This window comes from Myxococcus sp. CA033 (genome assembly GCF_013336625.1).
Classification (GTDB): domain Bacteria; phylum Myxococcota; class Myxococcia; order Myxococcales; family Myxococcaceae; genus Myxococcus; species Myxococcus llanfairpwllgwyngyllgogerychwyrndrobwllllantysiliogogogochensis.
Genome location: NZ_JABUMU010000017.1, coordinates 171,538 through 193,739, shown reverse-complemented (window position 1 = coordinate 193,739; position 22,202 = coordinate 171,538). Strand labels below are relative to the sequence as shown.

Annotated in this window: 17 protein-coding genes, 1 tRNA gene and 1 pseudogene; 3 read left to right on the top strand and 16 right to left on the bottom strand. The window is 68.9% G+C overall.

The features are described from left to right. Nucleotides 1-125 precede the first annotated feature (125 nt). The 3 genes from HUA78_RS31365 to HUA78_RS31355 all read right to left on the bottom strand — a co-directional run bounded on the left by HUA78_RS31365 (nucleotide 126) and on the right by HUA78_RS31355 (nucleotide 4,708). Nucleotides 126-1,427, bottom strand: coding sequence for an ankyrin repeat domain-containing protein (locus HUA78_RS31365; RefSeq protein ID WP_254614415.1), 1,302 nt, complete (start codon nucleotides 1,425-1,427; stop codon nucleotides 126-128). Nucleotides 1,428-1,775: 348 nt separating this feature from the next. Continuing rightward, on the bottom strand, nucleotides 1,776-3,392 hold the full coding sequence (locus HUA78_RS31360) for a Rieske 2Fe-2S domain-containing protein (RefSeq protein ID WP_174477805.1): 1,617 nt from the start codon (nucleotides 3,390-3,392) through the stop codon (nucleotides 1,776-1,778). Between the two features lie 245 nt (nucleotides 3,393-3,637). After that, on the bottom strand, nucleotides 3,638-4,708 hold the full coding sequence (locus tag HUA78_RS31355) for a carbohydrate-binding protein (protein WP_174455297.1): 1,071 nt from the start codon (nucleotides 4,706-4,708) through the stop codon (nucleotides 3,638-3,640). Nucleotides 4,709-5,058: 350 nt separating this feature from the next. Between HUA78_RS31355 and HUA78_RS31350 the strand changes: the two genes are divergently transcribed. After that, a complete protein-coding gene (locus tag HUA78_RS31350) occupies nucleotides 5,059-6,045 on the top strand; it encodes a TerC family protein (protein ID WP_174455296.1) in 987 nt (328 codons plus the stop codon). Between the two features lie 155 nt (nucleotides 6,046-6,200). On the opposite strand, the gene HUA78_RS31345 is transcribed toward HUA78_RS31350, so the two are convergent. The 6 genes from HUA78_RS31345 to HUA78_RS31320 all read right to left on the bottom strand — a co-directional run bounded on the left by HUA78_RS31345 (nucleotide 6,201) and on the right by HUA78_RS31320 (nucleotide 12,598). Beyond that, a tRNA-Val gene (locus tag HUA78_RS31345) sits at nucleotides 6,201-6,272 on the bottom strand. Between the two features lie 74 nt (nucleotides 6,273-6,346). Further along, nucleotides 6,347-6,616 (bottom strand): hypothetical protein, encoded by a 270-nt coding sequence (locus tag HUA78_RS31340; protein WP_141641290.1) that lies wholly within the window; start codon nucleotides 6,614-6,616, stop codon nucleotides 6,347-6,349. A gap of 14 nt (nucleotides 6,617-6,630) precedes the next feature. Next, on the bottom strand, nucleotides 6,631-7,056 hold the full coding sequence (locus HUA78_RS31335; protein WP_141641289.1) for a hypothetical protein: 426 nt from the start codon (nucleotides 7,054-7,056) through the stop codon (nucleotides 6,631-6,633). A 6-nt stretch (nucleotides 7,057-7,062) separates the two neighbouring features. After that, complete coding sequence (locus tag HUA78_RS31330) at nucleotides 7,063-8,682, bottom strand: Hsp70 family protein (protein ID WP_141641288.1); 1,620 nt, start codon at nucleotides 8,680-8,682, stop codon at nucleotides 7,063-7,065. 89 nt (nucleotides 8,683-8,771) lie between these two features. After that, nucleotides 8,772-10,853 carry an ATP-dependent helicase gene (locus HUA78_RS31325; RefSeq protein WP_174477804.1) on the bottom strand — a complete coding sequence of 694 codons (2,082 nt, stop codon included), beginning with the start codon at nucleotides 10,851-10,853 and terminating at the stop codon, nucleotides 8,772-8,774. A gap of 53 nt (nucleotides 10,854-10,906) precedes the next feature. Further along, nucleotides 10,907-12,598, bottom strand: a complete 1,692-nt coding sequence (locus HUA78_RS31320) for a HEAT repeat domain-containing protein (protein WP_174477803.1) — start codon at nucleotides 12,596-12,598, stop codon at nucleotides 10,907-10,909. 136 nt (nucleotides 12,599-12,734) lie between these two features. Here HUA78_RS31320 and HUA78_RS31315 point away from each other — a divergent pair, with 136 nt between their 5' ends. Then, the gene (locus HUA78_RS31315) at nucleotides 12,735-13,601 is read left to right on the top strand and encodes a CHAP domain-containing protein (RefSeq protein WP_141641285.1); all 867 of its coding nucleotides are present in this window, start codon (nucleotides 12,735-12,737) and stop codon (nucleotides 13,599-13,601) included. Between the two features lie 61 nt (nucleotides 13,602-13,662). Here the strand turns inward: HUA78_RS31315 and HUA78_RS31310 are convergent, their stop codons facing one another. The 5 genes and pseudogenes from HUA78_RS31310 to HUA78_RS31295 all read right to left on the bottom strand — a co-directional run bounded on the left by HUA78_RS31310 (nucleotide 13,663) and on the right by HUA78_RS31295 (nucleotide 19,457). Beyond that, a complete protein-coding gene (locus HUA78_RS31310) occupies nucleotides 13,663-14,847 on the bottom strand; it encodes a glycosyltransferase family 2 protein (protein ID WP_174455291.1) in 1,185 nt (394 codons plus the stop codon). A 169-nt stretch (nucleotides 14,848-15,016) separates the two neighbouring features. Continuing rightward, entirely contained in the window at nucleotides 15,017-17,644 is a 2,628-nt protein-coding gene (locus tag HUA78_RS31305; RefSeq protein WP_254623983.1) for a hypothetical protein, read from the bottom strand. 6 nt (nucleotides 17,645-17,650) lie between these two features. Next, nucleotides 17,651-17,749 (bottom strand): annotated as a pseudogene (locus HUA78_RS47790) (zinc-ribbon domain-containing protein); the annotation flags it as partial. Nucleotides 17,750-17,758: 9 nt separating this feature from the next. Continuing rightward, nucleotides 17,759-18,175, bottom strand: a complete 417-nt coding sequence (locus HUA78_RS31300) for a helix-hairpin-helix domain-containing protein (protein ID WP_174477801.1) — start codon at nucleotides 18,173-18,175, stop codon at nucleotides 17,759-17,761. A 4-nt stretch (nucleotides 18,176-18,179) separates the two neighbouring features. Continuing rightward, complete coding sequence (locus HUA78_RS31295) at nucleotides 18,180-19,457, bottom strand: aspartate kinase (RefSeq protein WP_174477800.1); 1,278 nt, start codon at nucleotides 19,455-19,457, stop codon at nucleotides 18,180-18,182. A gap of 107 nt (nucleotides 19,458-19,564) precedes the next feature. Here HUA78_RS31295 and hutH point away from each other — a divergent pair, with 107 nt between their 5' ends. Beyond that, a complete protein-coding gene (hutH, locus tag HUA78_RS31290) occupies nucleotides 19,565-21,091 on the top strand; it encodes a histidine ammonia-lyase (RefSeq protein ID WP_174462065.1) in 1,527 nt (508 codons plus the stop codon). An 87-nt stretch (nucleotides 21,092-21,178) separates the two neighbouring features. On the opposite strand, the gene HUA78_RS31285 is transcribed toward hutH, so the two are convergent. Together HUA78_RS31285 and vioE are read right to left on the bottom strand one after the other, a co-directional pair. Beyond that, a complete protein-coding gene (locus HUA78_RS31285; protein WP_174462064.1) occupies nucleotides 21,179-21,454 on the bottom strand; it encodes a hypothetical protein in 276 nt (91 codons plus the stop codon). Nucleotides 21,455-21,569: 115 nt separating this feature from the next. Then, entirely contained in the window at nucleotides 21,570-22,199 is a 630-nt protein-coding gene (vioE, locus tag HUA78_RS31280; protein WP_174455285.1) for a violacein biosynthesis enzyme VioE, read from the bottom strand. Between the last annotated feature and the right edge of the window lie 3 nt (nucleotides 22,200-22,202).

Sequence of the window (22,202 nt, the reverse complement as noted above, 5' to 3'; positions counted from 1 at the left end):
GTGACATGAAGCGCTACAAACAATGCCTCTCAGCTGGCGGCGTGTGACATGGAATGCCACAAACATCGACGTCCGACCCCAGCACATACGGGATTCCCGCAAGCGCCGGGGCGAACCAAGTCTCATCATTTCGCCAGTGTGGCTTTCCTTCCGCCCGGCGGCCGCGGCGCCCCCAGGAGTTCGGCGAGCCGCGGGTTCTTGTGGCGCAGCGCTTCCTGGGCGGGGGTCTTCTCCCCCGCGTCCTTGCGCGTGACGTCCGCGCCCGCGCGAAGGAGGAGCTCGATGACCGGCTCCCGGTCCAGGAAGCACACGTGCTGGTGCAGCGGTGTCCAGCCGTCGCCCCCGTTGGGGTCGGCGCCCACGTCGAGCAGTGCCTGGGCCACCTCAGGCACCTGGGCGTTGAAGAGCGGGGTGCGTCCATTCTCGTCGAGCGCGTCCACCTGGGCTCCGCCCTTGACGAGCACGGGGATGCAGGAGACCGCGCCATCCTCGGCCGCGAGGTGCAGCGGCGTGGCCGACTCGGCGGCGACGGCGGACGTGGAGAGTCCCAGGGCGAGCAACTCCCGCACCAGCGCCGCGTCATCCACGCGGGCGGCCAGGTGGAGCAGCCCCTGCTCATCCTCGTCCTGGACGTCCAGGTTCGCGCCCAGCGCGCGCAAGGCCAGCACCCGGGCCACTCGACCTCCGCCGAAGCCCGGGCCGAAGAACGGGGCGGCGTCCTGCCCCGCCGCGAGCAGCAGGCCCGCGTCAAGCTGACGGGCCTTCTTCCCCTTGGGCCGCGCCGCCGGCTTCTGCTTTCGCAGCCACGCCACGAAGCCCTCGTCGGAGAAGGCCCCCTGCAGACCGCTGAAGCAATCCGGGCCGTCGTCCTCCACGTCGAGGGTTCGCTGCTCGGGCGCCGCTTCCAGCACGGCGAGCAGCTTCTCGTAGCCCTTCGTCCCCGGGCCCTTCCGCAAGGTGCGCCAGGCGTCGAGTCCCCGGCGCGCCCGCGCATGGTCCGGCAGCGGGCGCAGCCCCTCGGCCTCCTCCAACGCGGCCTCCACGGCGTCGAGCTGGGCGTCCGTGGGACTGCCCCCGACGACCTCCTCCGCCCACAGGCTCAGGGCCAGCGAGCGCGCCCGCTGGGCATCGCTCAGGTCGCCACCGGCCCGGGTGCCTCGCGTCAGCTCGAGGACGCGGTCCCTGGCCCTCCAGTGCTCCGCCTTCAGCGTTCGCTCCCAGCGACGCGGATCGGTGCGACGCGAGGCGTCCAGCGCCCAGCTCAGGGAGTGCAACGCCATCAGTCGCTCTGGCTCGGCCTCCAGCACCTGGCGCAGAAGGGGAACCGCGTCATCCAGTTGAGGCGGCGACTCGTCGAGCAGGCCGTCCACCTTCTTCATCAGCCTGGCGACATCCATCTTCTTCGGGGGCTTGGGGGCATGAGACATGGCGGACCGAAAATACCGCCCATACCGGCCGCCGGGCTCACCTTTTCACCCAGGGACGCCCGATGAATCCACCGGCTCCCATGAATCCCCGGATTCATTCCGATACACAGACAGACATCCACCAGAACCCAGGGATTCCCGAGCGGGTCAGACGCTCCTCCTGCCAGCCCATTCCAAGCCATCCATGGAAACCCTCGGGCGGCATTGATTCATCGAGTGCTTCGGTCAGGCGGGAGCTCAGAACGTCACCGTGAACGCGAGGCTGGCGTCCATTGGCATCCATTCCTCGCCCAGGGCGGCGTCAGCTTCGAGCCCTGAGCGCCCCACCTCACACCTCGCGTCCGCGAGCTACACGCGAGGCTCGACGACTGGCGCGGGGACGGTGGGCTTCTCCGTCTCCTCGGGAACGGCGTCCGTCGCCGGCTCCGCGCAGAGCGTGGAGCCATTCATCAAACAGCGACCTCCGTCGTCCAGGTCGAACTGCCAGCGGTGGCGAGGACAGACGAGGTACTTGCCCTCCTCCACCCAGCCCTCCGCCAGGTCCGCGCCCTGATGCGGACAGAACCGCTGCACGGAGAAGCGCTTCTGCCCCACGGACACCACCGTCCGCTCGCGCTGCGACTCCGTGGAGCGCACGCCTTCGCAGAAGGCGCGCATGTCTTCGATTTCCACCCCCAGGAAGCCATGGAGGATGGGCTCATAGACGTCTGGCGACCGGCTCAGCCGCAGGCGGAACGACAGCAGGAAGTCCTCCCACGTCAGCTTCCTGTCGAGCACTCGCACCATGTCCGCGGCGGAGACCTTCATCGTGTAGCGCGTCGTCTCGCGAAGCTCGGAGACCTCGTCCACGCGCCGGCCCTTGAAGTCCACCCGCAACAACCGCTCCGGCAACTCCGTCAGCTCCACGTACAGGGGCATGCCCACGCGCTCGTGCAGGTCCAAAAGGTCCAGCTTGCGCTGCAGCTCGACGCGCAGCCGCGCGTGAATCTCATCCACCTCCGCGCGCAGCATGTTGCGGCGCCGCTCCCGGAACAGCGGCGCCATGTCGTCCGCGTACTTCCGGAGGTACGCATCGAAGCCCCCTTCCGTCACGCGCTCCTGGTCGAGCGAGACGAAATCCAGCGAGCCGATGTCCAGCACGTCCCCGGGCATCGGCTCCAGGTACTTCGACGCGGCCCCCGGAAGACGCTGCTCCAGGAACCGGAACAGCGTGGTGGCATTGGGGAAGATGTTCACCTTCTCGAAGTTGAGGTGGAACAGCGTCGGGTCCAGGAAGCACGCGGGCCCCGCGGACGCGAGGTAGGCCCGAGGGCGCACCACCTCCAGCGCCCGCGCCACCGCCTCGAACTTGCTGTCGCGCTTCTTCAGCGAGATGGCCGCGTACGTCTCCGGCGAGTACTCGTAACAGGTGGGGTGCCAGATGGCGCCGGAGAACTGGGCCGTGAAGACGTCGATGGGCCCCTCCTCCTCGGTGATGCGCGCCAGCCGGTCATGCAGCTTGCAGTCGTTGAGGTTGATGAAGCACTGGCCGTCCCCTCGCACCATGACGGCCGAGTCCCGGTTGGTGCCCTGCTCCGACACGTAGAGCTTGAGGTAGCCCCCCTTGAAGGGGATTTCGCGGCCATCCTCACAGGCGATGACGCGCTTGCAGCCGTACTTCGCGAAGATGTCCTGCAGCTCCGAGCGCAGGAAACGAGGAATCACCACCGTGAAGTCGCGGCGCTGGAGCGTGGCCAGGAACTCCGGGTCGAAGTGGTCCTTGTGCTCGTGGCTGACGTAGAGGAAGCGCTCCCGGCCCGGCGTCTCCAGCAGCTCGCGCACGCGCGGAGCCAGGTGGTGGTTGCGCGGCAGCTGCATCCACGCCGAGTCGAAAGCGCCCCGCTCGGTCAGCCACGGGTCCATGACGACGACGCTCCGCGCGGTTTCCACGGCGAAGCCCGCATGGCCCAGGAAGGTGATTCGCATGAACGCCGCCCCTCGCCCGAAGTGGACCGGCGAAGCGCCGCGCCCACACCCTCGGATGCCGTCCGCTCCCGCGCCGGCGCGAAGAAGGCTGCGCGTTCCCGGACACTCCGGCCACCTGCCTTGGGGTCTCGCACCTCGTTGGCGCGGAGACATGAAGCCCCCGGACACGAAAAAGGGCGCGGAAGGCTTCCGCCCTCCGCGCCCTGACACGGCCGCGTCCACCGCGGTCCGTGACGCCCCATCAACTACGGCTGGATTTCACGAACGGACAGCCACTTGAAGTCGACGTCCTCCGCGTTGTCCCAGCGGAACGTGGCGATGGGGCCACCCCAGGTGATGGGCATGGGACCGACGGAACCACCGCAGTGCTCGGCGTCACCGCCCCAGTCTCCCGCGTCGACCATGTCGTGGACCTTCTTCCACGTCACCTTGTCGGCGTTCTCGTTGACGTACAGCTCCAGCTTCACGGCCTCCTTGCCGCTGACGGTGGTGTTGCGCATCACCGCCTTGAAGCCCACCCAGCGGCCCTTCAACGCCGACGTCGCGGGCTTGTAGGGCGCCTGCTCGTAGGACACGTGCCACGTCTCCTTCTGCCAGCGGGCACGGCCGTCGTAGTGCAGACCGCCCTTGTAGCTGCTGCCCTCGCAGCCCGACTCCTTGTCGTTGTGCTTCCCGCCCCGCGCATACCAGTCGAAGTTGTCCGAGCCGTCGGAGGCGGAGTTGAGCTTCACGAAGCCCGTCATCTCCAGGTTCTTCCAATCGTTCGCCGCCTGCATGTAGCCACGGCTGGCCAGCACGTCCCGGTCATAGGTGGGGATCTTCGCCGCCGAGTAACCCGTCGACGTGGTGACCCCCATGCGAACCTGGCTGCTCTTCATCTTCCAGGAGCCATCCGAGTTGCGGGTGATGGTGCCCTGGGGATCGAACCGCGAGTCCGACGTGGGGTTGTCCGACAGTGACCAGGCCTCGCCCCCTGCCTTGGAGGGATAGAGCATCGTCACGCCGAACGCGTCCGCGCCTGGCTGCTCGGGCGTGGGGTCCGGATTGGGCGTCGGCGTCGGGTCTGGATCGGGCGTCGGCGTCGGGTCCGGATTGGGCGTCGGCGTCGGGTCCGGATTGGGCGTCGGCGTCGGGTCCGGCGTGGGCGTCGGGTCCGGAGTGGGCGTGGGGTCAGGCGTGGGGACCTGGGGCTGCTCGGGAGGCGACTCGGTGCCACCACCGGGGGACGTCGTACCAGAGGAGTCAGCGCCACAAGCCGTGGCGGACAGGGCAAGCAAGGCCCCGCAAATCGAGGAGAGAAGACGGTTCCGGGTCAAAAGGGCGGTCCTTCTTCGAGGGGCCACGAGAGTGACAGGAGCCGCGGACGCCAATCGCCCTGCGAGCCCTCGCCGCGCCCGTCCCGCCGGAGGCCAGGAATGCCTCCGAGCGCGGACGCCTGGTTGGTCTCAATGGCCCGGTGACTGTCGAGTTCCAACCGGACGGGCCGAAACCCACCACGTCCCGCAACCCTTCCCCAGCCAGCGTCGCCCGCTCCAGCCCCCCTCGGGCTGGCCCCTCCCGGGACAGGCCTCCATCCGCTCCCGGCATCTCTTAGGTTTTCTCGATGGAGCGCAACCGGAATCCCTATTTGTCGATGAGAACGGGCGCTCTTATCTGAAATCCACCTATGGAATCCCTACAAACCGTCGGCAGTCCCGCCCTGTGGGGCGGCTTCATTGCCTTCGTCATCGCCATGCTCGCCCTGGACCTGGGCGTCTTCCACCGGAAGGCCCACGCGGTCGGCTTCAAGGAGGCGCTGGGCTGGAGCACGGTGTGGATCAGCCTGGCGCTCGTGTTCAACGCGGGGTTGTGGTGGAAGTTCGGCGGGGGTCCGGCGGTGGAGTTCCTCACCGGCTACCTCATCGAGAAGTCGCTCTCCGTCGACAACATCTTCGTCTTCGTCGTCATCTTCTCCGCGCTGCGAATCCCCGCGCTGTACCAGCACCGGGTGCTCTTCTGGGGCATCCTCAGCGCGCTGGTCCTGCGGGCCATCATGATCTTCGCGGGCGTGGCCATGCTGGAGCGCTTCCACTGGCTCATCTACGTCTTCGGCGCGTTCCTCATCCTCACGGGCCTGAAGCTCTTCTTCCAGCGCAACAAGGAGGACCACCCGGAGGACGGGTGGATGATGAAGATGGCGCGGCGGACCATCCCCTCCACGCCCCGCTTCGACGGGCACCACTTCTTCACCGTGGAGAACGGACGCAAGCTGGCCACGCCGCTGTTGATGGCGCTCATCCTGGTGGAGGCGTCGGACATCCTCTTCGCGCTCGACTCCATCCCCGCCATCTTCGCCGTCACGCGGGATCCGTTCATCGTCTTCACGTCCAACATCTTCGCCATCCTCGGCCTGCGCTCGCTGTTCTTCCTCCTGGCCGGGGCGGTGGAGAAGTTCAGCTACCTGAAGGTGGGCCTGTCGGGCGTGCTCGTCTTCGTGGGCACGAAGATGGCCATCATCGACTTCGTGAAGATCCACCCCGCGGTGTCCCTGGGCGTCATCGCGGGCCTGCTGGGCCTCAGCATCGTCGCGTCGCTCATCAAGTCGCGGAACACGCCGCCCCACGCGCCGGTGACGCCCGGCGCCGAGCCGCTCGCCAAGCCGTCGGAGGGCTGAAGTCCACCCCGCACGGGGAACTCGCGGCGCGCCTGGGAGTCCATGCCCGGGCGCGCCGAGCCGACACTCCGAAGAGACATCCGGCGCTGCCTGAGCCGAAAAGCGAAGAGGCCGTGAACCCTTGGGTTTCCCCTTGGATTCACGGCCTCTTCTGTTGGGCGCAGCAGGGCTTGAACCTGCGACCCCTGCCGTGTGAAGGCAGTGCTCTACCACTGAGCTATGCGCCCGCGCTTCGTGTGCGACCGAGACGCGACGAGGGGGTAAATGCCATCTGCCCCCGTGGGTGTCAACGCAATTTCAACTACAGCCCATCCAGCTTCTCTTCCAGTTCGCGCAGCCGACGCTTGAGTCCGGAGAGCTGCTTTCCCACGGCCTTGAACTCGCTGCGCGGCGCGAAGTGGAACGCCTTCAACAGCTCCTCCTGGCCCCGGTCCAGCGCCTGTTTGCCACGCTGAACCTTGCCAATGGCGTTGGCGATGGCCATGGCGCGACTCTCGTCGGCCATCAGCTTCTCCACCGCCTTGCTGGAGACCTCCAGCGCCTGCTTCTTCAAGTCGTCACGGATACCCATGATTGCCCCCCGGCCTACGGCTCGTCGACGAACTGCGTCTGCAGCTTCGCGAAGACTCGGTCCGCGATGCCCTTGTACTTCATGCGCTCGATGAGCGGCTGCAGGTCACCCTTCATGGTGATGCGGCGCTTGAGCACCGCCTCCACCGGGTCCAACGTCCCCTGGAGCAGCTGCTTCCAGACGGTGTACGGGGCGCGCGCCAGATAGATGGGCTCGAGCTCATCCAGGTCGTCCGGGTCCGCGAGCACACGCGCCTTCTCGATGCGGCAGTCACCGGGGACGACGTGGATGACGAACGCCTTCGCCAGCTTGCCGGGCTCCGCTTCGATGACCGCCCCGAAGTCGCCCTTCCAGCCCCTGCCGGCCACCGCGCACTCGGGATCTTCGTTCGTGAGCCGGACCGCTTCGTCCAGCCACTCTTTCGACGGGAACTTCGCCATGCCCCACTAACCTCTCCGGAAGATGCTCTTGATGCTCGAGAGGAGGCCCCGGTCATCGTTGGTGCCGTTGGAGCTGGGCACCGGCTGGGTGTCGCGCTTGATGACGACCTCCTGGAGCGCCTTCTTGAGCTGCTCCGGGGTGTCTCGGGTCGCCAGGTCCACCTTCCGCATGCCGCTGGCCTCTTCCACCATCACCTGGAGCAGACACTCCTCGGTGAGGCGGAAGTCGATCTTGCGACCGGCGGCGGCGGAAGGAACACGGACGGTGCCCAGGTACTCGTTGTCCACCATCAGGTCGCTGTCGCCCTGGAAGATGTCCAGCTCGATGAAGGGCGCGCCGGGCTCCTTGGGAGGAGGCAGGCGGAAGCTCTTCACCATGGGGATGAGCGAGTTCTTCTCGATGATGCGCTTCACGCGGCCATTGGGCAGCGCGTAGCCAATGGGCATGGACAGCGCGTCCAGCAGCGTCACCGCGTCGATGCTGCCCAGCGAGTCACCCAGCAGCGCCGCGCCCAGGGCCACGCACTCGTCGGGGTGCACGCCCTTGCGAGGCGGCTTGCCGAAGTGCGCCTGGATCTTCTGCTGCACGAGCGGCATCCGGCTCTGCCCGCCGACGAGGATGATCTCGTCGATCTCCGAGCGGGCGATGCCCTTCTCCGCCAGCACGCGATCACAGATGTCGAACGTCCGGTCCACCAGGTCGCCGGTGAGGCTGTTGAGGAACTCGCGCGTCAGGGGGATGCGCAGGTCCAACGGCTTGCCCTTGCGCTCGTCGATGAAGGGCAGGTCGATGACGACGTTGGGGATGAGCGTCAGGTCGATCTTCGCCGCCTCGGCGGCGTTCTTGATGCGCTGGAGCGCGATGGGGTTCTCGGCGAGGTCGACCTTGGTCTCCTCGCGGAAGCGCTCCAGCACGTACTCCATGATGCGGTTGTCGAAGTCCGCGCCGCCCAGGAAGGTATCGCCGCCCGTCGCGAGCACCTCGAAGACATTGCCGGACAGGTGCAGGACGGAGACGTCGAAGGTGCCGCCGCCCAGGTCATAGACGAGGATCTTCTGGTCCAGGCCCCGGTTGAAGCCGTAGGCCAGCGCCGCCGCCGTCGGCTCGTTGACGATGCGCTTGACGTCGAAGCCGGCCAACCGGCCCGCCTCCTTCACCGCCTGGCGCTGGTTGTCGTTGTAGTAGGCCGGGACGGAGATGACGGCCGCGTCGATGGGGCCGCCCAGGAACTGCTCGGCGATGGTCTTCAGCTGGGACAACACGAAGCTGGAGACCTGGGGCAGCGAGTAGAGCTTGCCGTCCAACATCACTGCGGCGTCACCGCCAGGGCCTTCGACGATGTCGTACGGGAAGGCACCGCGGAGGTCTTCCACGGACTTGGAATGGTACTTCCGTCCGATGAGCCGCTTGGTCCCCCACAGCGTGTTGCGGGGGTTGGTGACCATCTGATCCTTGGCCACCCCACCCACCAGCAGGTCACCCTTGGACGACAGGGCGACGACGGAGGGGAGGATGAGATTGCCGCGGTCCGTGGGGACGATCTTCGGGATGCGGTTGCGCACGGACGCCACCAGCGTGTTGGTGGTGCCCAGGTCAATCCCGACGATGCGAGGTCTGTCCGCCATGAAGTTCACAGGCGCGGGTCACAAGACGCACGCCCTCGTCCCACTCTGTATCACGTCGCGACTTCGCGCGCGCGTTTCTGGGCGTCCGCTCAGTCCTCCGGCTCGGACCCCATCGGCCCAGGCCCAGGCAACCCCAGGGGGAGCCCCCCCAGTACCGCCTCGGCGGAAGCCAGGACGAGCCGATCATAGGGAGCCCCCTCCCCGGCTGGCAGCTCTTCCAGGAAGCGGGACGGCCGCAGGAGGATGCGCTCCCCCTCCCGGGGCAGCACCGACAAGGGGTACACCAGCGCCAGGTGGTCCCGGGCCCGAGTGGTGGCGACGTAGAAGAGTCGTCGCTCCTCCTCTTCCTCCTCCGCCGAGCGGGCGGCCTGGGACATGGGAAACCGCCCGTCCACCAGCCAGAGGACGAAGACGGCCCGCCACTCCAGCCCCTTGGACTGATGGACGGTGGTGAGTGTCAGGACGTCTCCGGGAGCCCCGGCCCCCAGGGCCTCCTTCGCGGCGAACTCCGCGACGAGCGCGAGCTCCGACAGGAAGCGGGGCAGGTCCTCGAACCGGCGCGCGTACTCGGCCAGCTGCCGCAGGTCGTCCTCCCGGCCTTCCTCGGGTGAGGACTCCGCCGCGAGGACCTCCGCGTACCCTCCCGCCAGCACCTCCTCGATGAGAAGACCCGGGTCAGCCGCGGCCTCCGGACGTCCGAGCCGACCCATCAGCTGAGCGAAGCGCTCGAAGCCCGGGCGCGACTTGCGCGACAGATGGGTCCGGACCTCATCGCGCGCGAGGCCTTCCGCCAGGGACAGTCCCTCCGGCAGCGCGCGAAGGGACGTCCACAGGTGCTCCGCCGTCGTGGGCCCCACCCCGGGCACCGCGCGCACCACCCGCTTGAAGGCGAGCTCATCCCCGGGGTTGTTCACCAGCCGCAGGTGGGCCAGCACGTCCTTGACGTGGGGCTGCTCGAAGAACCGCACCCCCGAGCGGACCCGGAACGGGATGCCCAGGCGCGTGAGCTCCAGTTGGAGTTCGAGCGAGTGGTTGTGCGCGCGATAGAGGACGGCCATCGCCTCCAGGGACAGGCCTCCGTCGCGCAGCTCCAGGACACGGCGGGCCACCCAGGCGGCCTGGTCGGCGGCGTCGAGCGCGGGGACGACGACGGGACGGGCCCCCGAAGGACGCTCCGCGACGAGCGTCTTGGGAAACTGCCGCTCGTTGCGGGAGATGGCCGCGTTGGCGAGCTGGAGGACCTCAGGGGTCGAGCGGTAGTTGCGAGTGAGCGTGAAGACGGCGCAGCCGGGATGGCGCTCGGGAAAGCCGATGATGTTGGAGAAGTCCGCACCCCGGAAGCTGTAGATGGACTGGCAGTCGTCCCCCACCACCGTCAAGTCACAGCGCTCGCCGGCGAGCAGATCCACCAGCTCTCCCTGGAGCTTGTTGGTGTCCTGGTACTCGTCCACGAGGACGCTGTGGAAGCGCTCGGTGAGCTGGGCGCGCACCGTGGGGTATTCGGTGATCAGCCGCTTCAGGTTGAGCAGCAGGTCATCGAAGTCCATCAGGTGCAGCTGCGCCTTGCGCTGCCGGTAGCGCGCCGCCGTCGCGAGGATCTCCGGGGCCAGGGGAAGAAACTGGGGCCGCCGGTCGAAGAGGACCTCGGAGACGGCCTGCTGGAGATTGGTGGCCAACGACACCAGGTCCAACACCAGCTCCGGTCGAGGGAAGCGCTTGTCGCTCTTGAGCTTGCGCTCGGCCAGACAGGTGACCATCAAGTCCCGGGCGTCCTCCCGGTCCAGCACGGTGAAGCGGTCCGAGTAGCCCAGCATCCCCGCGTGCTGGCGCAGGAGCAGGTGCGCCGCGTGGTGGAAGGTCCCTCCGAGGATGCGCCGCACGTCCGCGAACGAGCCCGCCAGGTCCGCCACCCGCCGGGTCATCTCCCGCGCTGCCTTGTTGGTGAAGGTCAGCAGCAGGAGGTTCTCGGGCTGGACGCCACGCTCCAGCAGACGCGCCACGCGGAACGTGAGCGTGCGCGTCTTGCCGGAGCCCGCGCCGGCGATGACCAGCACTGGCCCGGCCTCCGCCTCCACCGCCCGCAGCTGCTCCTCGTTGAGCAGGCCGGCGTAGTCGATGCGCGACGAGGCGCTCGTCGGAGCGACGGTCCGAGGGGTGGGCTGGGTGACCATGGGGCGGCGAACTCTAACCGCCCCGCCCTCCGGGGACGAACGGATCAGTCGGCTCAGGGCACCGGCTTGAGCGCCGTCAACCGCGCGGAGGCCGCCTCGCGGACCTGGGGCGAGGGGTCTCTCTCCCGCGCCAGCTCCAGGAGCAGCCGTCCCACCTGCGGCAGTTTCGTTCCCACCGTGGCCAGCGCCGCGGTGCGCTCCTTCACCCCACCCTCCAGCCGCTCGCTGACACCCCGGTCCGCGCAGGTGCGCACGCCCGGGCTCTGCTCACGCAGGAGCAGCTCCGCGTCCGCCAGTCGCGCCTCGGCCAGCCGCCGCGCCTCCTCCGCCCGACGCTCGAACTCGGCCAGGTCCTCGGGGAACTCGTTGGACGCCGCGCGGGCCCGGGAGATGGCCCCGGCCGCGAAGCGAGCGTTGACGGCCGCCGCGCACAGCTGCCGCGCGGAGGCCAGGGGCACGCGGCCCTCCGCCGTCACCGTCTCCTCGCGCGCCACGCCCAGCGCCCACACGGCGAGCTGCCGCGCGGCCACCGCCGCGGAGAACGGCTGCTTGCGCGCCTCGCGGATGTCCACCCAGCGTCGCAGGACGACGGGGTCCGGCACGCCCGTATCGAAGGCGCGCTGATACTCCGTGGAGGCCTGGGCGAGCTGACCGGACAGGTCCAGCAGCACCGCCACCGTGAGGTACATCTCCGCGCTGCCGGCCCGCTCGCGCAAGGCGTCCAGCCGCGAGGCCACCTCGTAGTCGGCCACCGGACGCGGCAGCGAGGCCAGCACCGTGCGCAGCGACTCGAGCGCGTTCTGCCGGATGAGCGGATTGCGCGCGGAGCGCAGCGCATCCAGCAGCGGATCCACCGCGCGCACGGACACATGCTGACCCATCTCCTCGGCCGCCTGCCACCGGTCCAACGCATCCGGCGCCACCATGGCGCGCTTCAGGTCCTCCAAGTCCCTCAGGTAGTGCCCCACGTACGCCGCCTGCACCAGCGGCTCCGGCTGGGCCAGCGCGGCCTTCTCCGCGCGAGCGCGAGCCAGCCGCGCCGGAAAACCCGTGAGTGTGGGCCCCAGGGGATGCGTCTTCACCCGGGCCTCGGCCTCGTCCACCAGGCCCGAGACGAGCAGCCCTTCCACTTCCAGCTCCAGCAGGAGGCCGCGCGCCTCCTCGCGGTGCGTCCCCGCCGGGAAGTCCTTGAGGTACGCGAAGAGCTTCGCCGCGCCCCCGGACCTGGCCTGCGCGAAGGCCTGCCCGTCCAGCCGCGACTCCACCTCCATGCGGCGCGGATCATCCGGGCGCTCGCGCAGGTACTCGGCCAGACGCCGGGGGTCCTGCGTCGTCGCCAGCTCCCGCGTCTCCACCTCCGCCATCAGCCGCTTCGCCTCGTCGCGCTGCAGACCCTCCGGGTGCTCCTGGAGGAACTGCCGCCACGCGGCCACCGTGGCGGCCTCCTTCGCGGCGTTGAAGCGCAGCCCTTCCAGCAGCGTCTTCGCGGTGCGCGTGTGCGGCGCGTCCGGGTACACCTCCAGGAAGCGCTTGTAGGCGAGCACCGTGTGGAGCTTCTTCGCGTCCTCGAACTCCAGTTCCTCCAAGCGCGACTCGGCGGCGTCCGCGTCCGGGTGGGTCGGGTTCTCACGCAGGAAGGCGCGGTAGCCCTCCACGGTGTCGGTCCTGGCGGCGCGGTCATACGGCGACGGCAGACAGCCAGCGGACAGCAGGAGGATGGCGAGGGCTCGGCGGAGGGAGACCATTCTCCTGGGAGCAATACCGCACCCGGGCGCCCCCGGAAACCCGAGCCGTCACGGACGGTTGCCTGGGTAGGTTTTTTGACGACACAAGCCACCGGGGCGACCATGGGTGCCTCAGGACGCTACAGGGAGGTCGCGCATGCGGTGGCTCACGCTGATGGGAATCCTCGCGATGACGGCGACGGGCTGCGCCACCCCGTCGAACCGGCTGGAGCCGTGGCTGGACTCCTACGCCGTGCGCTACCGCTCCGCGTCTCCGCCCGCCTTTCCGCGCGAGTCGCTCTCCAGCCCCGTGGCCCCCAAGGCCCAGACGGCCGAGCGGAAGGCCGCCCCCGTCAAGCGCACGCCCGCGCGCGCCACCGCCGCCCGCCCCACGAAGGGCAAGCCCGCCACCGTTCCGGCGAGCACGCGCGTGCGGCCCGCCTCGGCCGATGCGCGCGCGACGGTGCTCGCTTCGGCCCGATCACTGGTGGGCAAACCCCAGGTGACGCTCGACGGACGCAAGTACCCGGCGGACTGCACGGGACTCATCGAGGGCGTCTACGCCCAGGCGGGCCTGTCCTTCCGAGGGACGCTCAAGCCCGGCGACAACGGCGTCACCGCCCTCTACCGCTACGCCCGCGCGAATGGCCGCGTGTACTCGGAAGGTCGCCCCGCGGCGGGGGACCTGGTCTTCTTCAACGAGACGTATGACCAGAACCGGGACGGCCGCCGCAACGACGGCCTCACGCACGTGGGCATCGTCGACTCCGTGGATGCGCAGGGCACCGTCACCGTCATCCACCGGGTGCGCCGGGGCGTCGTGCGCTACCGGATGAACCTGGCCCGCCCTCACCTGCCCAGGGACCCCAAGACGGGCGCGGTGCTCAACGACCTGCTGCGCCACGCGGGTCCGAACAAGGACCCGGTCCTCACCGGCCAGCTCTTCGCCTCGTTCGGCAGCGTGCTGCCCCCCAGCCCCGCGACGAAGAAGCCCGCACCCGTCCCCGTCGCCTCGCTGCGGTAGAACGACGAGGCGCCCGGCCCCCAGAGGGACCGAGCGCCAGGACGCACGACGTGCTCGCGACTCAGGACGCGCGAGCGGTGCGGTCCCACGCGGCGCGCTGCGAGTTGCGCAGGAAGCGCCAGAAGCCCACGACGATGGCCAGGTTCATGGTGACGAAATAGTAGGCCACCGAGGCGACTCGCTTCGCCGCGCCGCGCTTCAGCACCCCCACCTTTCCCAGATAGGCCAGGGCATAGAACAGGCCCTGCCCCAGGAGGGTGAAGCGGTAGAACACGCTGTCGAGCAGGAACAGGTTGGCGATCAGCGCCAGTCCCATCAGCGCGGGCGCACACCAGCGCAAGAGCTTGTGCGACCAGAACGCGAACGCGGGGAAGCCCGCGGTGGGCAGGAGCAGGCCCGGCACCATGCGGAGACTCTGGAAGTTGCCCGCGGCGATTCTCGCGCGACGGCCGAACTCCTTGCCGTAGTCCTCCGTCGTCTCCTCATGGGCGACGGCCTCTTCCTCATAGGCGACCTTGTAGCCCTTCTCGAGGATGCGCAGCGGGATGACGAAGTCGTCGACGATGGTGGACGGCGGCAGCTCCGTGAACAGCGTGCGACGGATGGCGTACAGGCCTCCGTTAGCCCCCACCACCGCGCCCCGGCGCCCCTCGTACATCTTGATGAGGGACTCGTAGCTCCAGTACGCGCTCTCCTCGTAGTCCTGCTTCGTCGGATTGTAGAGGCGCAGCTTGCCGCAGACGGCCCCGACTTCAGGGTCCTCGAAGTGGCGCACGAGCTTCTGGATGGCCTCCGGTTCAATCATCGTGTTCGCGTCCGAGAGGACCACGATGTCGCCCTTCGCCGTTGGAATGCAGCGATTGAGCACCGTCGTCTTGCCCGCGCGCGGCGCCGGCGACAACCGCACCCGCTCATCCTGGCACTGGAGGACCCGCTCGTTCGTTCCATCCGTCGAGCCGTCCGAGCCAATCACCACCTCGAAGCGCTCCGCCGGATACTCGAGCGCGAGGCTGTTCTCCAGCTTCTGCTCGATGCAGGACACCTCGTTGTACGCGGCCACGACGAGGCTCACCGACGGAGCCGGCCCCCGACTGGCCGCTAGGCTCCGACGCGGCGCCCCACCCCGCATCGCCCGGATGTTCTGCGCCACCTGCGCCGCCCCATCCAGCACGAACAGGCTCAATGGGTAGAGAAAGTACGTGTGCGCCAACAGCAGCGCGGCACACCAGAAGAAGACCTCCGCCATCGACCATGCCTCCCAAGACCCAGTCCCCGACTCCGCACGGGTGACCAGCAAGAGGCATGCCCCGCGCACCGGCGCGCGTTCCGCCCGAAGAACCTGGGAAAGGCGAGGATCATCGCCACGGAGGGACTGGACTTTCTCCAGCCTGCCTCGGAACGCGACGGACGTCGTTTCAGGGCTGGAAGCCCGTGGCATCCAACTGTTCGAGCAGCTTGCGCGCCAGCTCGTGGTTCGGATTGAGGGCAATCACTTCGTCCAGGAGTGAACGCGCCGCCTCCGGCTTCTTCTGACGCAGGGCCAGGCGAGCACCCAGGACATGGGCGCGCAAGAGCGTGCCGTCGGCCTGGCGCAATGCCTCCAGCTCGCTCACGGATTGGGCCACGGAGTCCGGAGGAGAACCCGAGCTGAGCACGTACTCGGCCTTGGCCACGGTGCTCCAGATCTTCGGGGCGCTCTCCACGTTGCGCAGGCGCTCCGCCAGGGCCAGGGCATCCGGAGCCGCCGTCACTCCGGCGTGCAGGGCCAGCGCCTTCACCCGAGCCGCCAGGGCCGGGGCGGGCTCCACTTCCGGCGCGGCTTCCAGCTCGGAGGCGAGGACGTCTACTTCCTTGCGAAGCGTGTCGACCTCGACCCGCAGCGGGCCGCTGAGCTGAACGACCTCGGCTGTCGACTCGCGCAGCACGTTGACCCGGCTCTCCCAGTCCACCGACTCGCGGGTCCGGGTGAGGATCTCGATTTCGCGCTGGAGGTATTCGCTCCGCATTCGAAGTCGCTCGGCCTGGGCCTGGAGCTCTCCCAGACGCAGGGACAGCGCGCCGACGAGTTCGGCCCGTGCCTCGGTGTACTTGGGATGGACGGTCGTCAGGCCCCTGAGGGTCTTGATGGCCTGGTCCCTGGAGGTCGCGTCATCCCTCCGAAGCAGCGCCGCCGCGCGGTCCTTGTCCGCCACCGCGTCCGCCGGCATGTTCGCGTTGCGATCCCTCCAGGCCGGATAGGCGAGCACTCCCGCGAGGAGCACTCCCGCCGCCACCAGCAACCCGAGCCACAGCCGGGAGGAGCGACTCGACGGGGCCATCCCGGGGAACTCCGAGTCGTCCCTGCCCGCCGCCAGCAACTCGGGAGGAAGCGACACGGGGACCCGGCGCGAGGACGGGGTTCTCGGCTCGGAGGCTCCGAGACTGGCTCCCGCGCCAAAGGTCCCGACACCCGACATGTCCTCGGGCGGCAACCGCACACTCCCGGACGGGGCCCCAGGCCCCAGGGCCGCGCCGTACAGCGTCGTCTTGCGCTCCACCGGCGCCGAAAGCAGGCCCGTGGGCGACGACTCGGAACCGATGGCTCCGTAGCTCTGGGTGCCGCCAGGGGCATCCCCATAGGCGCGAGTCTGGGCCTCACCCGCGAGCGACGGTGCCTCGCCGGGGGCGGAGGGTGTGGACTGAGCGGCCATCGCGCCGAACGTCAGGGTCCGTCCAAGGGACGCAGGGGCCTCGGTCGAGCCCCCCGTCACCGGCGCAATCGAGGGCGGCACGGTGCTTCCCTGGGCCGCGAGACCGAAGACCTGGGTGGACTGCCTCACACCCCCGGCGGAGGAGCCCTGGCCCGAGGGATCCCCACTCGATGCGTGCGCCGGGCCCGGCACCGCGCCGAAGGTCTGCGTCGTGTTCGGCACGGAGCCGTGCGGGCCCGCATCCGCGCGCACCGGAGGCACGGCACCAAAAGTCTGCGTCGTGTTCGGCACCGCCCCGTGCGGGCCCGAACTCACCGGAGGCGCCGCACCGAAGGTCTGCGTCGTATTGGGCACCGCGCCGTGCGGGCCCGCACTCACCGGAGGCACCGCGCCGAAGGTCTGCGTCGTGTTCGGCACCACCCCGTGGGGGCCTGAATCCGAGCGCACCGGAGGCACCGCGCCGAACGTCTGCGTCGTGTTTGGCACCGCCCCGTGCGGGCCTGCACTCACGGGAGGCACTGCACCGAACGTCTGCGTCGTGTTCGGCACCGCCCCGTGCGGGCCTGCACTCACGGGAGGCACTGCACCGAACGTCTGCGTCGTGTTCGGCACCGCCCCGTGCGGGCCTGAATCCGAGCGCACGGGAGGCACTGCACCGAACGTCTGCGTCGTGTTCGGCACCGTGCCATGCGGGCCTGAATCCGAACGCACCGGAGGCGCTGCACCGAACGTCTGCGTCGTGTTCGGCACTGCGCCGTGCTGCCCCGAACTCACCGGAGGCGCTGCACCGAACGTCTGTGTCGTGTTCGGCACCGCGCCGTGCGGCCCCGAATCCGTGCGCACCGACGGCACCGCGCCAAACGTCTGTGTCGTGTTCGGCACCGCGCCGTGCGGCCCCGAATCCGTGCGCACCGACGGCACCGCGCCAAACGTCTGCGTCGTGTTCGGCACCGCGCCGTGCGGCCCTGCACTCACCGGAGGCACGGCACCAAACGTCTGCGTCGTGTTTGGCACCGCTCCCTGGGAACCCGCCCCCGCGCGCACCGGAGGCGCCGCGCCAAAAGTCTGCGTCGTGTTTGGCACCGCTCCCTGGGAACCCGCACCCGCGCGCACCGGCGGCACCGCGCCAAACGTCTGCGTCGTGTTCGGCACCGCGCCATGTGCAGCGGTCCCCACGTCCACAGGAGGCACCGCACCGGACGCGCCCTGATTCTGGCCCGAGCCGAAGATCTGCGTCCTCAGCATGCTCGACGCGGCGGGACTCGAGGCCGAGGCCCACGAGCCGCTCGGTGTGCGTGGCCCCGCGGGGTCCACCGGTGGCGGACGCGGAGCCTCCGCCTGCGGCGAGGCCATGAACACATGGCCACAACGCGTGCACTGGACCGATGCCCCTCCCGGCGGCAGCAGGCGGGGATCAAGGACATACTGCATCGAGCACTGAGGGCAGGCGATCTGCACGTCGCGTGCTTACCACACGGGCCCGGCATCCGGAGTCGGCCCCAACAGGGTGGCCGCCTGGAGGGTCTTCAACCGGGCAGCACCCACCCCGGGAACCTCGTCCACCGCGTCCCAACTCCTGAAGCCACCCGCCGCCTCACGGGCCTCCACCAGCCCCCGCGCCAGCGACGACCCCACGCCCGGCAAGAGCGCCAGCTCCTCCTCCGTCGCGGAGTTCAGGTCCAACCGCCGCCCCAGCGCCAACGCCGTGGCCCCCGTCGGCACCTCACCCTCGCCACACGTGGCCACGCCATCGGCCCGAAGCCGCACGGACTCTGGAGCACAATCCAGCGCTGGCTCGGAATCCGGCCAGCGCCAGCGAGCCACCGCCCCCAGCCCGATCACTCCCAGCGCGACGACGGCGAGCGCGGCGGTGCGCCCTGCCACCGGCTCAGACCTTCTCGCCCTTGAGCGCGGCCGTCTCCGACACGGTGGCGACACCCTCGGGAGGCAGCGGCTGATCCAACCCGAACGCCGTGTGCAGCGCCCGCACCGCAAGCTCCGTGTACTTGGCGTGGACCACGCACGACACCTTGATCTCCGAGGTGGAGATGATCTGGATGTTGATGCCCTCGGAGGACAGCGCCGTGAACATCCGCGCCGCCACGCCCGAGTGGTTGCGCATGCCCACGCCGACGATGGACACCTTGGCGATGTTCTCGTCCGTCTCGATGCCGGCGGCGTGAATCTCCTTCACCGCCTCGCGCACCACCTCCTGCGCCTTGAGGAAGTCCGCCTTGCCCACCGTGAAGGTCAGGTCCGTGCGCCCATCCCGCGACGGGTTCTGGACGATGAGGTCCACCACGATGTGCTTCTCGTCGAGCGGTCCGAAGATCTTCGCGGCGACGCCCGGCACGTCCGGCACGCCACAGACGGTGATCTTCGCCTCGTTCCGGTCATACGCCACGCCGCGGACCAGCACGTCCTCCATGGACTTGTCCTCCTCACACACGAGTGTGCCCGGGTCCTGGGAGAACGACGACTTCACCCAGAGCGGCACCTTGTACTTCATGGCGAATTCGACGGAGCGGATCTGCAACACCTTCGCGCCCACGCTCGCCAGCTCCAGCATCTCCTCGTAGGCGATGCGCTCCAGCTTGCGCGCGGCGGGGACCATGTTCGGGTCCGTGGTGTAGACGCCGTCGACGTCCGTGTAGATTTCACAGGCATCCGCGCTGAGCGCCGCCGCCACCGCCACCGCCGTGGTGTCCGAGCCACCGCGCCCCAACGTCGTGACGCTGCCCTCCTCGTCCACGCCCTGGAAGCCCGCGACCACCACGATGTGCCCCTTGGACAGGGCCGCGCGGATGGGCTGCGCGTCGATGCTCTTGATGCGCGCCTTGGAGAAGGTGCTGTCGGTGACGATGCGCACCTGATGTCCCAGGAAGCTCGTCGCCTTGCCCCCCTGCGCATGGATGGCCATCGCCACCAGACCGATGGAGACCTGCTCGCCGGTGGCCACCACCACGTCCTGCTCCCGCTCGTCTGGCCGGTCGGTGATCTGCGCCACGAGTTTGAGCAGCCGGTTGGTCTCTCCCGACATCGCGGAGACGACGACCACCACGTCATGACCCGCCGCCTGGGCAGCCAGACAGCGGCGAGCGACATTCTTCATCCGCTCGGTGTCACCCACGGAGGTACCGCCATACTTCTGGACGATCAGCGCCACGGAGTCCGTGACCTCCCTCTTCAGTCGGCGGACCTATACGAGCACGGCTCCCGGGTGTAAAGCCCCGCTGCCGAAGACCCCTGAATACGCCTTCCCTTGGAGCCCCAATGTCGCGCCCCCGCATCCTCATCGACGGAGACACCCTGACGCTGGAGCAGATTCTCCAGGTCGCCCGGAACGAGGTCACCGTGGAGCTGGCCCCCGAGGCCGCCACCCGAGTCCGCGCCGCGCGCGCCCTCGTGGACCGGGTCGCCGCCGGAGACACGCCCTCCTACGGCATCAACACCGGCTTCGGCACCCTGGCCGAGGTCCGCATCGACAAGAAGGACCTGCGCGACCTCCAGCGCAACCTCATCCTCTCCCACGCCTGTGGCGTCGGCACGCCCCTGCCCCTCCCCGAGGCCCGCGCGCTGCTGCTGCTGCGCTGCAACGTGCTGGCGAAGGGCTACTCCGGCATCCGCTCGGAGACGCTGACGCTGGCGCTGGAGATGCTCAACCGGGGCGTCATCCCCGTGGTCCCCGAGCGCGGCAGCGTGGGCGCCTCCGGTGACCTGGCCCCGCTGGCGCATCTGGCGCTCGTCTTCATCGGCGAGGGCGAGGCCTTCCACGAGGGACAGCGGCTGCCCGCGCGCAAGGCCTTGGAGATGGCGGGCCTCCAGCCCGTCGTCCTGGAGGCCAAGGAGGGCCTGGCCCTGGTGAACGGCACCCAGGCCATGTGCGCGGTGGGCACCCTCCTCCAGCTTCGCGCCGAGTCCCTCGCGGAGCTGGCCGACGTGGCGGGCGCGATGACGCTGGAAGGTCTGCTCGGCAGCCACAAGCCGTTCATCCCGGAGATTCACGACGTGCGGGCGCATCCGGGCCAGAAGGCCTGCGCGGCGAACCTGCGGCGCATCCTGGTCAACAGCGAGCTGGTGGAGACGCACGTCAACTGCAGCAAGGTGCAGGACCCCTACTCGCTGCGCTGCATGCCCCAGGTGCACGGCTCGGCGCGCGAGGGCCTGTCCTTCGCCCGGCGCATCCTGGAGGTGGAGGTCAACAGCGCCACGGACAACCCGCTCGTCTTCACGGAGACGGAGCGCATCGTCTCCGGCGGCAACTTCCACGGCCAGCCCATCTCGTTGGCGATGGACGTGGTGGCGATGGCGCTCACGCAGCTGTCCTCCATCAGCGAGCGCCGCGTGGAGCAGCTGGTGAACCCGTCGCTGTCGGGCCTGCCCGCGTTCCTGGCGAAGAACTCCGGGCTCAACTCGGGCTTCATGATTGCCCAGGTGACGAGCGCGGCGCTGGTGGCCGAGTCGCGCGTGCTCAGCCACCCCGCGTCGGTGGACTCGATTCCGTCCTCCGCGGGCCGCGAGGACCACGTGTCCATGGGCATGACGGCGGCGCTCAAGGGCCGGCAGGTGAGCGACTTCACCCGCTCGTGTCTGGCCATCGAGCTGCTGGTGGCCGCGCAGGCGTTGGACTTCCGCCTGCCTGGGAAGCCCGGCAAGGGCGCGCTGGCGGCCTACGAGCTCATCCGCTCCAAGGTGCCGCACATGGACAGGGACCGCGAGCTGCACAAGGACATCGAGGCCGTCAGCCAGCTGGTCGACTCCGGCGAGCTGCTCGCGGCCGTGCGCTCCGCCACCGCCTGAGCGCAATGCCAGACTGAAGTGCGACGGCCCGCTCCCGGAAGCACTCGGGGGCGGGCCGTCTTCATTCAACGAGACGCGGAGCGCGCGTTACCAGCAGGTCCCGCCGACGTACTCGCGGAAAGCCGTAATCTTCCCCCAGGCCGACCAGAAGGAGCAGTCACAGCCCCGGCCGCCCACAATTGTGGTGTACGTCGCGTCGCTGTAATACGTGTACTCGTAGTTGAGCCCATCGCAGTTTTGGGCGGCGTCCTCGCGCGAGGTGAGGTCCTGGGCCTCGGTGTCTTCCACCGCCGCACCACCGCAGCCAGCCAGCATCAACCCCACCGCAAGCAACGCACCGCTGACGAACCTTCCAGCCTGCATTCGTGCCTCCAGGGACAGTCCATGGCCTGTACGACTTTTCCAGTTTAGCACACTGGACAGGTTGCGAGAATCTCGCCAGGCATGAGAGGGGATGCCGCATCGAGTCGAGTCCCCTTCAAGTTTCAACGACGCGCGGGACCTCCCCGGCCATGCCGGGTGGGAACGGGGTTCTCGGCATCGCGAAAACACTCTCGGGGATGTCTCCGACGAATACGTTCGGGAAATCACGCACCGAGACGTGCACCTTGTCGTTGCCGGAAACCATGCGGAGCAGCAGGTTGGTTCCAGCCTGGAGGTAGAGCGTCAGGGGCGCCTTGTTCGGCCTCTCGATGGTCCAGACATCCGCCAACTGGCCCAGCACAGGGTCACATCCAGCATGACGCGCGTTCCCGTCCAGCAATACGGTGCGAGGCAGGAACAACTCATGGAACGACGACCTTTCATCCGGCAACAAGGTCTCACAAAGGCGTTCCCCGATGGGGGTCGCCTTCTTCCAGTAGGCCATCTTCCTCTTGAAGCTCTGTCCGCGCGCGACATCGCCGACCTCCGACATCCAGAGGTGCTCCCCCCTCTCCTTCTCGGGCCAGGGATTGAACAGCCCGTCAATTCGGCAGACATCGCGAGCGTAGTTGAACCAGCAGTAGCCAGAAGTCATCTGGTCGCCACGCAGCATGGGCGACCAATAGGAGACATAGGCGCTACTCCACTGCATTGGCAGGAGCGGCGGAGGGGGATGTGCTTGCATGGC